The 13,731-nt window shown below is 60.7% G+C and carries 7 protein-coding genes; 3 read left to right on the top strand and 4 right to left on the bottom strand.

The window, feature by feature from the left end:
* Positions 1 to 19: 19 nt before the first annotated feature.
* The 3 genes from LJX92_RS14760 to LJX92_RS14750 form a co-directional block, all read right to left on the bottom strand.
* Positions 20 to 4,846, bottom strand: coding sequence for an RHS repeat-associated core domain-containing protein (locus LJX92_RS14760; RefSeq protein ID WP_416309117.1), 4,827 nt, complete (start codon positions 4,844 to 4,846; stop codon positions 20 to 22).
* Between the two features lie 110 nt (positions 4,847 to 4,956).
* Positions 4,957 to 8,031 (bottom strand): efflux RND transporter permease subunit, encoded by a 3,075-nt coding sequence (locus LJX92_RS14755; protein WP_228308488.1) that lies wholly within the window; start codon positions 8,029 to 8,031, stop codon positions 4,957 to 4,959.
* Positions 8,032 to 8,033: 2 nt separating this feature from the next.
* Entirely contained in the window at positions 8,034 to 9,137 is a 1,104-nt protein-coding gene (locus tag LJX92_RS14750) for an efflux RND transporter periplasmic adaptor subunit (RefSeq protein ID WP_103734944.1), read from the bottom strand.
* Positions 9,138 to 9,859: 722 nt separating this feature from the next.
* Between LJX92_RS14750 and LJX92_RS14745 the strand changes: the two genes are divergently transcribed.
* The 3 genes from LJX92_RS14745 (at position 9,860) to LJX92_RS14735 (ending at position 12,883) form a co-directional block, all read left to right on the top strand.
* Positions 9,860 to 10,726, top strand: coding sequence for a pirin family protein (locus tag LJX92_RS14745; RefSeq protein ID WP_032880753.1), 867 nt, complete (start codon positions 9,860 to 9,862; stop codon positions 10,724 to 10,726).
* A 180-nt stretch (positions 10,727 to 10,906) separates the two neighbouring features.
* On the top strand, positions 10,907 to 12,352 hold the full coding sequence (locus LJX92_RS14740; protein ID WP_032880754.1) for a mechanosensitive ion channel family protein: 1,446 nt from the start codon (positions 10,907 to 10,909) through the stop codon (positions 12,350 to 12,352).
* Between the two features lie 93 nt (positions 12,353 to 12,445).
* Positions 12,446 to 12,883 (top strand): carboxymuconolactone decarboxylase family protein, encoded by a 438-nt coding sequence (locus LJX92_RS14735; protein ID WP_005788953.1) that lies wholly within the window; start codon positions 12,446 to 12,448, stop codon positions 12,881 to 12,883.
* Positions 12,884 to 12,887: 4 nt separating this feature from the next.
* On the opposite strand, the gene LJX92_RS14730 is transcribed toward LJX92_RS14735, so the two are convergent.
* Positions 12,888 to 13,658, bottom strand: coding sequence for an AraC family transcriptional regulator (locus tag LJX92_RS14730; protein WP_032880755.1), 771 nt, complete (start codon positions 13,656 to 13,658; stop codon positions 12,888 to 12,890).
* Between the last annotated feature and the right edge of the window lie 73 nt (positions 13,659 to 13,731).

The following is a 13,731-nucleotide window of genomic DNA, read 5'->3' as shown; positions in this document are numbered from 1 at the left end:
GGTGCTTTGGTTTTCACTGTCATAACTCCGTATAAGCCGTTTTGGGTTTGCCATCTCTATTCAATATTACTCTCGCCTTAGATTGTTGGCTGTATTGCATTTCGGTACCAGAATATCCCTCGCCTATAATTTTCCCCATATGTATTGGCTTCAGAGACTGGGCGTATCCGTTTTTTCTGAAGATTAGCTGGGCGCGATATATAGCATTCAATTGATCTCTATGACTTAGAAAGTGGGTAGCAGCAGGTGGGCGTTTTGGTTCTCCCGCTCTTGGTCCTGATGTGAAATATTCGACTATCCCTGTTGTTGGGTTTTTGGCCGTCTGTAGTCGTTCTAGTTGAGACGCTAGTGTCGTCTGCTTTCCGTGTTTTTCTAAGAAGTGTGCTCCAGGTGTTGCTTTTTCAAGCTCGTCTAAACGCCTATATGCGTTTGCCTCTGCAAGCTCGTCAATTCTCGCCTGCCGCTGCGCGCGGGTCAGTTGCGGTAAGGCAGGCTCTCCGTGGTTAACACTCTCCGCAGGGTTTGGAGCACTGGTGCTGGGTTTACACCCGTCAGCACCTGGGCATGTATTCAAGCCTAGCGGATCTACCCATCCCGTCGGATTGGGCACGTACTGGAAACCATTGATCCCACCCGCCAGCTTCACCGGATCCGGCGTCAGGTAGCGACCAATATCTGGATTGTAGTAGCGATGGCGGTTGTAGTGCAGGCCGCTTTCCTGGTCGAAATACTGACCTTGAAAACGTAGCGGATTATCGATTTTGCCTATGTCGAGCCGGGCGATCTGGCCGTAGGCGCGGTAGTGGGCGGACCAGACGATTTCGCCTTCGGTGTCGGTCAGTTCTTGCGGTGTGCCAAGGTGGTCGAGTTGGTAGTGGTAGGGCGTGGTGCCCTTTGGGCCATAGCCTTCCAGCAGTGCCAACGGGCAGAAGCTGTCCGGCTCGTAGATGTAGCTGCGATGACAGTTTGCATGGTGTTCGGCAATCAGCTTGTCGCCTTGCCAGAAAAACTCGGTGGTCTCGCCATCCACGGTTTTGCTGACACGTCGCCCAAACGGGTCGTAGCGATAACTAGCGGTTTCGCCGTTCGGTTTTGTGATGGTGATTAACCGATGTTGGCAGTCGTAGCGGTACTCAGTGACGAGTTGCTGGCCCTTGCCGCGCCGTTCGCGGATCAGGTTGCCGAAGGCGTCGTAGTCGTAATGGCGGTCGCCCTGGATCATCAGGCGGTTGCCGGCAACGATGTCCGGGCCGGGGCGGTCTTGCATCAGCAGGTTGCCCGCGGGGTTGTGGGCGAAGCGTTCCTGGACGTCTTGGGAGTGATCGGCGCGGGTCAGGCGGGCAAGGGGGTCGTAGTGATAGCGGTGTTCGCCCTTGCGGGTGTCGAGCAGGCGGGTGAGGTTGCCGGATTTGTCGTAGTCGTACTGGCGCTGGTAAAGGTAATTTTCCTGCTGTGTGACGGCGTGGGCGTGCAGGCGGTTTTGGTCGTCGTAGTGGTAGTGGCTGAGCAGTTGACCTTGTTGGCGTTGGTGTTCGCGGCCGCTCTTGAATAAATGTGCAGTGAGCACCTCACCATTGAGCTCGACCGTAGCGAGATGGCCTCCCTTGTCATGGTTGAAGGTGAGGCGGTTGTTGTCGGGCAGGCGCAGTTTTTGTAGTTGGCCGCAGGCGTCGTAGCCGTAGCGCAAGGTGCCCCAGCCTTGGTGTTCGGCGGTCAGGCGGTTTTGGCGGTCGTATTCGTAGGCCAACGCCCAGTGGCCGTCTTCGACGCTGAGGAGATTGCCTTGGCGGTCGTAGGCATAGTCGACCACGCTGGTATCGGGCAGGGTTTTTCGTACGAGGCGACCGGCGTGGTCGCGCTCGTAACGGGTGATTAGCTGACTGCCGTCGTCGCCGTGTTCGGTCTTTTCCTGCAGATTGCCGTTGAGGTCGTAGACGTAGGCGGTGCGTTGGCCGTCGAAGCCGGTTTCCTGCTGGATCAGGCCGTTGGGGTGGTAGTCGAGTTGGTAGGTTTCGCCGACTTCGTTTTCGATTTCGGTCAGCAGCAGCCGAACGTTGTCGTAGCGGTATTTGACCTGGGTGCCGTCGGCGTTGATACGGCGGCTGATCAGGTGCAGCCCATCGGCGTATTCGTAGCGGGTGACGTGGCCGAGTTCATCGCGTTCGGCGATGATTTTTCCGTAGGGGTTGTAGCTGAATTCTCGTGTGGTGCCGCCTGGCAAGACGAGGCGAATCAACCTACCGACGCTGTCCCATTCATAGACTGTCTGCGCGCCGTGTTCATCCTCGCGGGCAATCTGTCGCCCCAGGTCGTCATAGCGATAACGCTTGATCCCGCCATTGGGCAATTGCTCTTCCAGCAACTGCCCACGCTCATTCCACACCAGCCGATGGCAACTGTGATCCGGGTACCAAACTCCGGTCAGTTGCCCGTGTTTGTTGTAGCTGTAGTCAGTCGAATTGCCATCCGGATTAGTTTTGCGGATGACATCGCCTTGCTCATTACGCTCGTATTTCCAGACAGCCTCGCCGCGCCTTACAACCCGTACGAAGCCGTTGTCATGTTCGTAGGAGGTCGGCTCGTCATCCCCCGGAAACAACGCCACCAAGCGTCCGGCTTCGTCGTACTGATACGCCGTCACCGCGCCCAGCGGGTCTTGCTCGACGGTCAGCCGACCCTTGGCATCGTAGGATTTGAAATGCTGCGCGCCGTCCGGATCGATGCGCTGCACCAACCGCGCCCGGTCGTCGTGGACATAGACTTCCTGGCTGCCATCGGCGTTATGCACGGTGACGTGGCCGTCATCGTCCCAGGCATAGCGCGTGTCCATCTGGGAAAAACTCGCCCAATGCCGAACGCAACGCGCCGCCTTGCCAGCGTGCTCCCATTCCCAAAAGAAACTCGCCCCACCGGCCAGCTGCCGCTCAAGAATGACGTGCTGATCGTCGTACCTATAACGCTCGCTTTCTCCGACAGCATTGGTCGCGCAAACAAGTCGTCCCGCTTCGTCATAGGCGTAGGAAACGACGTTCTGTTCGGTCTCCCACACGTAGGGCTCACGCCCTTTGGCGCGATGTACCTGGTAGTCCACCGCGACGATACGACCCAGCTCATAACGCAACAGCAGCGAGCGACCAGCACCGTTATCCAGCCGCTCAATTCGCCCGGAATGATCACGGCAAATGCGTAGACGGTTGTCATACGCATCGCTGACCGCAGTCAGTACACCGTCGCGAAAGTGATAGAACCGCGACGCCTGGGCCAGCACCAGTTCATCAGGCGTCGAGCCCAAGTAGATTGCCGCTTCGGCAAGACTATTGGTGATCGCGGGTCGAGCCGCTGTAGGCAAGGGCAGGGTGGTCGAGCGGTTCTCATGGTCGATCCACACCACCGAATCGCCCGACACACAAAGCCTGTGCGCCAGCGCATGACTCCAGCCAAACCCCAACCCGCAATCCACACCCACCGCACTGGTGCGATACAACCGCGTCCACTCAAACGGCAAAACACCGTCCAGCGCACCATCAGTGAGGGTCAATAATTCCTCGCCGGTGACCATCGACACCGGGCAGCCGTTGGTGACCGTCTTGTCCGCTGGCGCCGCCGCATCTCCTTTTGGATTCGACGCCACGGCAGGCACATCATCGACGTGTTCCTGCCGGACCAACACGGTCTGTCGGGTCTTGTTGCGAACCACCGGCACCGGGTTCGAAACCAGCGTGTCGCCTGCCTTCAACGGCACCACCGGCACGGCCTTGACCGGTGTCGCTGAACTGCTCAGCAACACAGGCTTGGCGGCCTCAACATGCGTGTCCAGCCGCGGCCCCGCCACCTGCCTGGCCAGCAACTCCAACAACGCCCGCGCCCCGCCGGACTTGACGCCACTCAGCACCTGCGCACCCAGCCGCAGCTTTACGCCAATACCCCGCGTCGCCCAGATCAGCAGCAAATTGATCAACACTTCGCCGGTGATTTCACCCAGCAGCTCGTACATTTCGGGCGGCGGCAGCATCCGTATCCAGGCCACCACCGCTGCCACGTAGATAAACAGCAGCGGCTCATCACTGAGCACCAGCAATCCCTTGGCCAGCGTGTCTTTACCCAGCGCGAGCAGCGCGTCCAGTTCGGCCCGGGAGAGGTACTTCAGCAACTTTTCGCTGTTGGATTTGAGGTTCGCGAGCAGGTCATACAGCTCGGTGATGCTGTCCCACAGGTTGTAGAGCGCCTTGCCAAGTCCGGTAGCGAAGGCAATGCCCTGCATCGCACTGCGCTTGTAAGCAGGATCTTTGGCAAAGTCTGCCCATTGAGGCGCGAAACGCTCGTCCCACTGTTTACGCAGATCAGCTTCCAACCCGGCAATCACTGACGTGTAGGAGGCATACAGCGCCTTGACGTGATCCCTGGAGACATTGGGGTAAAAGGTGATTTGGTACTGCTGATCGCGGGTACAGTCGTTGACTTCGAGAATGCCGCTGGGGCCGATGGTCCGATGAAGCGGCGCGCCGACTGGGCTGCCATCCCGAGCCAGGGCTTGCAGTTCCACTTGGGTATTGCCGATGGGTACAAACCGGGTACTTTCAAACAGATGCACCAGAGTCAACCCACCCTGGGCTTTGCATTGAGCGACGGTACGGCTGGGTTTATCGGAAGAAGCCGGCGCGACCAGTGCGACGTCTTCCCCAACCTTGAACACCTGCTCCACGGCAAGTGCCGAACCACCCAACAGGCTGTCGGCCCACGCGTCGAACGTGTTCAGGCAGGTACGAAAATCCGCTAAAACGCGAGTGACATCCGGCGCCTTGGGATCCATGGGGGCCAGCACAAAGCCAGCGATCACCGGAATCAAGAGCCAGCCCTGTCAACCAGGGCTCTAACGAAAACAACCATCTGCAATCCCTCGCACTGTTCAATCAGGCGAGGGACTTTGCAGAGGTTTTCAGGGCAGGGGAGTAGAGCTTATCCGGCGCTTGCGTGGGAAGTTTCAGCAACCTTGTCGCTCAGCACCAGGCTGCACAGCGCAGGCAGGAACAACAGCGTCAACACCGTGCCCACCAGCACGCCGCCAATCAGCACATAGGCCAGCGACGACCAGAACACCGACAGCGTCAGCGGAATAAACGCCAACGCCGCTGCCAGTGCGGTGAGGATTACCGGGCGCGCACGGCGCACTGTGGCTTCGATGATGGCCTCGCGAATCGCCATGCCGTGATCCTGGTTCTGGCGGATCTGGTCGGTAAAGATCAGTGTGTTGCGCATCAGGATGCCGCCGATGCCGATCAGCCCGAGAATCGCGTTGAAGCCGAATGGCTGGTTGAACAGCAACAAGGTCGGCACTGCACCGATCAGGCCCAGAGGCGCGGTAGCGAACACCATGAACATCACGCCGAACGAGCGCACCTGGAACATGATCACCGTGAGGGTCAGCAGGATCATGATCGGGAACAGCGCCGCCAGGGCCACGTTGGCCTTGGCGCTTTCCTCTACCGGGCCGCCGATGTCGATTTTGTAACCACTGGGCAGCTTGGCGATCAGCGGTTGCAGGTCTTTGTACACGGCCATTTCCACATCGGGCGGTTGCACGCCGTCGATGATGTCGGCGCGCACTTCCACGGTGGTGGCGCGGTCACGGCGCTTGAGGATCGGTTCTTCCATCACCGCCTTGAAATGTCCGACCTGGGCCAGCGGCACCGACGTACCGGCGCTGTTGGTCAGCGTCATGTTATTGAGGTTGGCAAGGTCTTCGCGTTGGCTGCCCTGGGCGCGGGCCACCACTGAGACGGTGCGGTTGCCTTCGCGGACTTCGGTGATCGGGTTGCCGCTGAGCAGGGCGTTCAACTGGGACTTGACCTCGTCGGGGGTAAAACCCAGCAAGCGCAGGCGGTCCTGGTCCAGCACCAGGCGATAAGCGCTGGCACGCTCGCCCCATTCGAGGAAGGTGTCTCTGGTCAGCTTGTTGCCGGCCACGACCTGGCGCACGTCTTCAGACAGCTCGCGCAGCACATTCAGGTCTGGCCCGGAGACGCGAAACACCACCGGGAACGGCACCGGCGGGCCGAAGACGAGCTGTGTGACCCGCACCCGCGCCGATGGAAATTCGCCTGCCGCAATGCGCTCGCGCATACGCAGTTTCAGCGCATCGCGGGCGTGGGAGTCGGGGGTTTGCACGATCAGCTTGGCGAACGCCGGGTCGGGCATTTCAGGGTTCAACGACAGGAAAAACCGCGGTGCACCGCCGCCCACATACGTGTCCACCATGCTGGTCTGCGGCTCTTGCAACAGGGCTTTCTCCACCTGCGCTGCCACCGCTTCGGTGCTTTTAAATGCGCTGCCGGGTGGCATATACACTTCAAGAATCAGCTCCGAGCGGTCGGAGTCGGGGAAGAACTGTTTCTTCACCACCGCCATACCCAGGCCGCACAGCACGAACGCGGCCACCACCAGCCCGGTTACCAGCCAGCGCCCGCGCACGCAGGCCTCCACCAGGCTGCGCAGTTTCTGGTAGTAGCGCCCGGCATAAATCGCATCATGCCCGCCGGGGACTGGCTTGATGTGCGGCAACAACTTCACGCCCAGGTAAGGCGTAAACACCACGGCCACCAGCCAGGATGAAATCAGCGCGAAACCTACGATCCAGAAAATATTCCCGGCGTATTCGCCCGCCCCGGAGCGCGCAAACCCTACCGGGAGAAAACCGATGATGGTGACCAGGGTCCCGGTCAGCATCGGCGCCGCCGTGGAACTCCAGGCATAGGTGGCCGCGTGGATCCGATCAAAGCCTTCTTCGAGTTTGACCACCATCATCTCGATGGCAATGATCGCGTCGTCCACCAACAAACCCAGGGAAATGATCAGTGCGCCGAGGGTCACACGGTCGAATTCACGGCCGGTGACCAGCATGATCACGAACACGATCGAGAGCGTCAGCGGCACGGCTGCCGCCACTACCAGCCCCACGCGAAAGCCCAGGGCCAGCAGGCTGATCAGCATCACCACGGCCAGGGCGACGAAGAATTTGAGCATGAACTCGTTGACCGCCAGGCTGATGTTTTTCGCCTGGTCGGAGACTTTGGCGAAGTTCACGCCCAAGGGCAGGTCGGCCTGGATCCTGGCTTCCTGGGCCAGCAGGCTCTTGTCCAGTTCCAGGCCGTTCCAGTGTTTTTCCATGATCACACCCAGCATCAGCGCGGGGTCGCCCTGGTGACGGATGCGGTAGCTGGGCGGGTCTTCATATCCGCGGCTCACCGTGGCGACATCAGCGATGCGCAGCACGCGGCCATTGACTTGCAGCGGTACGTTTTCGATCAGCGCGAGGCTGTCGAAGGCGCCGTCGATGCGTATGTAGGCGCGGGCGCCGGCGGTTTCGACGAAGCCTGCGGGCGCCACGGCGTTTTGCGCGGCGAGGGCGGCGAAGATTTGCTCGGGCTTGATGCCCAGAGTTGCCAGGCGCTCATAGGAAAACTCCACAAACACGCGCTGGGCCTGTTCACCAAGGATATTGACCTTCTTTACCCCCGGCAGGTTGAGCAAACCCTGGCGCAGCTCCTCGGCCATTTGTACTTGCTGGCGGTGGGGCAGGTGTTCTGCCTCCAGGGCATACAAGGCGAAATACACATCGGAATATTCATCGTTGAAAAACGGCCCGATCACGCCCTTGGGCAGTTGCGCGGCTTCGTCGCTGAGCTTTTTGCGTGTCTGGTAGAACAGCGCCTGGATCTCGCTCGGGCGTGTGGATTCGAGGAAGGTCATGCGCATCGACACGAAACCCGGCTGGGCGATGGTCTCGACGCGGTCGTAGTAGTCCAGTTCCTGCAGGCGTTTTTCCAGGCGGTCGGCCACTTGCTCCTGCATCTCCTGGGCGGTGGCGCCGGGCCAGGCGGCGGTGATGGTCATGACCTTGACGGTGAACGAAGGGTCTTCGGCGCGGCCCAGCTTGCCGAACGCGAAGACCCCGGCGACGAGGATCGCAATCAGCAAAAACAGGGTGACAGCGCGGTGTTTGACGGCCAGTTCGGAGAGGTTGATCCCGCGCATACTCATTGATCCTGCTTACGGTTGAGGGCCAGCGCTTGGGAGGGCAGCAAGCGCACCGTATCGCCGCTGTGCAACAGGTGAGCGCCGAGGGCGACGATGGTTTGGCCGGGTGTTACGCCGCTGTCGAGCAAGGCGTCCTCCTGGCCGAGGCTGGCGACCTTCACCGGGGCGAAGCTGAGTTTGAAATCGTCGCCAATCACCCATACGCCCGTGCCTTGCCCTGCATCCTGCAAGGCGCCAATGGGCACGCGGGTTTGCAGGGGCTGGCCGTTGCCTTGCAGGCGCACGGTGATGGTGGAACCGAGGGCGAAACGTTCGACCGCACCCTGCAGCACATAACGTGCGCGGTAGGTGCGGGTGACGGGGTCGGCGCTGGCGGACAGTTCGCGCAGGGTGGCGGTCACGGCTTGGTCCGCTGCGCCAAAGGGAAGCGCCAGGGCTTTTTGCGTAGCCAGGTCACGCTGGTTCTCCGGCAGATTGACGATGGCTTCGCGGGCGCCGTCATGGGCCAGGCGCGCCACGATTTGCCCTTCGGCTACCACCTGGCCGCGATCGGCCAGCACGTCGGTGATGATGCCGTCGCCATCGGCCTTGAGTACTGAATAAGTGCGACGGTTTTCGATCTGGCTGGCATCCGATTGCGCCGCGGCCAGTTCGGCCTGGGCGACGCGCAGGTTAGTGGCCGACTGATCGAAGATCTGCCGCGACACCGCGCCGGTACTGGCCAGGCGCTGGTAACGGTTTTCGTCATCGCGGCGCTGGCGCAGTTGGGCCTGGGCGGCGTTGACGCGGTTTTTTGCCGAGCGCAGCGCCAGTTCGAAGTCGCCAATGTCCAGCACCAACAGGGTGTCGCCACGGGAGACGTGCTGGCCGGGGTCGACCTTGCGTTCGATCACCTTGCCGCTGACCCGAAAGCCCAGGTCGCTTACCGTGCGCGCGGCCACTACACCGGTATAGGCGCTTTGCTGGGTGCCGGCTGCTTCGACCTTGGCGGCGAGTACCGGGCGCGGCACTGGCACCTGGGCGGTATCGGCCTTGCTGTTGCAGCCATTGAGGAACATCAACAGGGCCAGGGGCATGAGAAAACGCAGGGGGAGAGGGGGCATGGCGAACTCCGGAAACCATTGTGCAAAAAATTACGGTCGTAATTTTTTGCTTATATTATGGTTGAAATATAAATTAATCCAGCCCCCCGATAATCCCAGTCAGCTATGTGCAGATCTCCTGTGGGCTTGTTCGCGAAAGCGCAGTGCCAGTCACTGATGAGTCAACCGAACCACCACTATCGCAGCATAGGCATCTACACAACTTTGTAGCTGCCGCACGCCCCGTAACCACGATGCGAAGCGAGCCGCTCTTGATCTTGATCTGCTCTTGCTCTCAGGCGCCCCGTTAAACCACGCTGGCCGGAATTCGACAGGGATTTGGGGGGTAAACCGGCAGGGATGCCGGTTTAGCCGCCCCGCGCCATGGATGGCGCGTGGCGGCGGCCCCCCAAATCCCTGTCGGATTACGGGCACACCGAGCCCAGGAGCCGCCGTAAGGGCGGAACCCTAAGTGGCCGTTACCGCAGGAATGGATATGCACCCGGTATAACTGCGTCGCCTGTCAGGCCGCCTTCGCGAGCAAGTCGAATCGTCGCACCGCCCCTCCCACAGTTGGATCGCGGGGTGTCAGGTAGGTAGGTGTCGGCTGGCAAGCCACCATCGCAGGCAAGCCCGCCTACAGGCTAAAGAATTGTTCTATATGTAGAACGATCAGGGCCAGTTTTGCCCTCTAGTGCTCAGAGGTGAGGCGAATTAAGCTGTACTCACTTTGGAGGTACATCATGAAAAAGCTAATTGGTATCTACACCAGCCCCCGCGCCCACTGGGTCGGCGATGGTTTCCCGGTACGCACGCTGTTTTCCTACGACACCATGGGCAAGCACATCAGCCCATTCCTGTTGCTGGATCACGCAGGCCCGGCTGAATTCACCCCGACTGAACAGCGTCGCGGCGTCGGCCAACACCCGCATCGCGGTTTTGAAACCGTGACCATCGTCTACGACGGCGAAGTCGAGCACCGCGATTCCACCGGTGCCGGCGGCAAAATCGGCCCGGGCGATGTGCAATGGATGACTGCAGCCAAGGGCATTCTCCACGAGGAATTTCACTCCCAAGCTTTCGCTCGTAGCGGCGGGGCGCTGGAAATGGTGCAACTGTGGGTCAACCTGCCGGCCAAGGACAAAATGGCGGATGCCGGTTACCAGACCATCGTGGATGGCGATATCCCGGTGCTGCCATTGGCTAACGACGCGGGGCAATTGCGCCTGATCGCCGGTGAGTTCGCCGGTACTCAGGGCCCGGCCCGCACCTTTACGCCGATTGACGTGTGGGACTTGCGCCTCAACGCCGGTAAGGCGGTCACGCTGGACCTGCACGCCGGGCGCAACACGGCCTTGGTGATCCTCAGCGGCACTGTGCTGGTCAACGGCAAAGAAGTCGCGCGCCAAGGGCAACTGGCGTTGTTCGAGCGTGACGGTGATCAGATCACCCTGGAGTCCAATGACGACGCCAAGGTGCTGCTGCTCAGCGGTGAACCCATCGACGAGCCCATCGTCGGCCACGGTCCGTTCGTGATGAACACCGAGCAGGAGATTCACCAGGCGTTCGCCGACTTCCAATCGGGCAAGTTCGGGCAGATGCACGCCTGACGGTTCACCGCAAAAAACCTGTAGGAGCGAGCTTGCTCGCGAAGAACTTCAACATACTGCGTTCAATCAGACAGAACGCGTTATCGTTGTGGTTTTTCGCGAGCAAGCTCGCTCCTACATTTTGTTCCCAGGGTTCTTATTTCATGCGATCTTCTCGGCATTCGCCCTGGAGTCGCCTGGATGCCCTCATTTATCGCTGATCACCCGATGTTGTGCGCCGTGGCGTTGATCCTTATCGACATTGCCGTGTGGCGCCTTATTTCCCCCAGCCTGGCCAACTGGAAACTGGCGGCGCGGCTGGTGATCTTTGCGGTATTCAGTGCCGTGTTGTTCAACGACGGCATGAACCCCATGCAAGCGGCGCCCTATGCCGACGACACCACCTTGCACCTCGCCGCCACGGCGTTGCAGATCGGCTGGTGGCTGTTCGCGGCGCGCACCCTTACGGTGTTGCTCGGCGCGGTGATGATGCAGCGGGTCGGCCATACCGGGCGTTTATTGCAGGACCTGCTGGGCGCGGTGATTTTCCTGATCGCGATCATCGCCGCCATGGCCTATGTGCTCGACCTGCCGGTCAAAGGCGTACTGGCCACCTCCGGCGCCGTGGCGATCATCGTCGGCCTGGCGCTGCAAAGCACCTTGAGCGATGTGTTTTCCGGGATCGTCCTCAATACCACCAAGCCTTACCAGATCGATGACTGGATCTCAATCGACGGTACTGAAGGCCGCGTCACCGACATCGACTGGCGCGCCACGCGCCTGCAAACGTCCCAGGGCAGCCTGGCGGTGATCCCCAATTCCCTGGCGGCCAAAGCCAAGATCATCAACTTTTCGCGCCCGGCAGACATGTTCGGCCTGGCGGTCAGCCTGCAAGTCAGCCCCCATGCGCGCCCGCAAACCGTGATCGAGGCCCTGGAGCGTGCCATGCAGGGCTGCCGGCCGCTGCTGGCCAAGCCCGCCCCAAGCGTGGCGTTCAAGGCCTCCACCAGCGGCGGCGTGGAATATGAAATCAGTGGGTTTGTGCCGGCCATGGGCCTCAAGCGTGAAACACGCAACCAGCTTTACGACCTGGCCTATCGGCATTTGCAGGCGGCAGGTGTGGGGCTGTTGTCCTCCACCGAAGGCAGCACGCCGCCATCCGTGTCCGGCGCCCGCGCTCTGCTTGAGCGCTCATCGATCTTCTCCACCTTGCGTCAGGAAGAAAAAGACACCTTCAGCCAGAACATGACCCTGCACACCTACCGCGCCGGTGAGATGATCCTGGCGGCGGGAGAGGTCAGCGATCACCTGTTCATCATCGAGTCTGGCGTGGTCTCGGTGCTGTTGATCAAGGACGGGCACAAGTTCGAGGCCGGGCGCATGGGGCCGGGGGAGGTGATCGGTGAGTCCGGCATCCTTTCCGACCAGGCGGCACTGGCGGATTTTTCGGCCAAGACCTACTGCACGCTGTACCGCATCGAAAATGAATACCTCAAGCCGTGCCTGGACGCTCGGCATGATATCGGCGAAGCCATGAAAGCGCTGCTGGATTTCCGTCGCCATGCCGCCCAGGCCCTGACCGAAGACGTACCCGTGGTGCCGGTCAAGAAGGGCTTCATCCAGTGGCTGAGGAAGCGTGGCCTGTAGATTGGTCACCTGTTCTTCGCCCGGATTGGCTATTTCTCCAGAACGCTGCGCTGATTACTCTGCGCACCTGTCCCAACGTTCTGGAGTCTCATCATGCAAACCCGTACCGATTTCTACACCGCTTCCCCAGACGCGATGAAAGCCATGCTCGCCCTGGAAGCGGCGGTAGGCAAACTCTCCATCGAATTGCCACTGCTGGAACTGGTGCGCCTGCGCGTCTCGCAAATCAACGGCTGCGCGTTCTGCCTCGACATGCACACCGCCGATGCGCGCAAAGGCGGCGAGACCGAGCGGCGTCTGTACACCCTGTCGGCCTGGCGCGAAACGCCATTTTTCACCCCACGTGAACGCGCCGCCCTGGCCTGGGCCGAAAGCCTGACCCTGCTCAGCCACACCCACGCCCCGGATGAAGACTTCAACGCCCTGGCCGCCGAATTCAGCCCACAGGAGCAAGTCGACCTGAGCGTGGCCATCGCCACCATCAACAGCTGGAATCGCCTGGCGGTGGGGTTTCGCAAGATGCCCAAGTAAGGCATCAGTTGGCTTTGAAATAACCACGCGGGGTGCTGCCGGTCATGCCTTTGAAAAAGGCGATCAATGCACTGTCGCTGGCAAAGCCCAGTTCAAAGGCGCAGTAGCCCAGGCTGCGCCCGGTGGCGAGCAGTTCGATCACCCGCATCAGTCGCCACTGTTGGCGCCACTGCTGATACCCCAGGCCGGTCTCCCTGAGAAAAATCCGGCCAATGGTCTTGGTGCTGGCGCCAATGTGCTGCTCCAGTTCCTGCAATGTCGGTGGCAAGCGGTCGAGTTGGGCCAGCAAGGGTGCCAGGCGCTTGTCTTGCGGCAACGGCAGGAGCAGGGGCTGCTCGACCGCGTGGCGGATTTCGTCCAGGCACAGCCCAAGCAAGTGGGCATAGCGGCCGGTGTGCCAATCGGTCTCGAAGGGTGCCATAGCCATCGGTTCCAGTACGGCCCGCAGCAAGGTACTCACTTGGATCACTCGCACCTGCGCGGGTAACTGCCCGGCCAGGGCCGCGCTCACGTACACCGACCGGTAATCGACCGCGTGCTGCATCACCGCGCGATGGGGCAGGCCGCAAGGTATCCAGGCAGCGCGGGTGGGCGGCAGCAGGCACAGCTGGGTGTCCAGCGTGATGCGCGTGCAACCTTGCTGGGTGAACAGCAACTGCCCGCGCTGGTGGCGATGCATGCCGGAGTCGTGATTGCCCAGCACCGCAGCGATGCCGATCACGGGAGCGGCAAACGCGTCGGGATTGAAAGACGCAGTCGCTTCAAGCCAAGCCATGGTTTGTCCGATTTCATGGATAAAATGTCGAAGTCTGGATAATACCCCAGTTGGCGCGCCCTAGAATTCGTCC

Source organism: Pseudomonas sp. HN8-3, assembly GCF_020790195.1.
Classification (GTDB): Bacteria; Pseudomonadota; Gammaproteobacteria; order Pseudomonadales; family Pseudomonadaceae; genus Aquipseudomonas; species Aquipseudomonas synxantha_A.
Note: the sequence above shows the minus strand (reverse complement) of the source record. Positions and strands in the feature narration are given on the sequence as shown.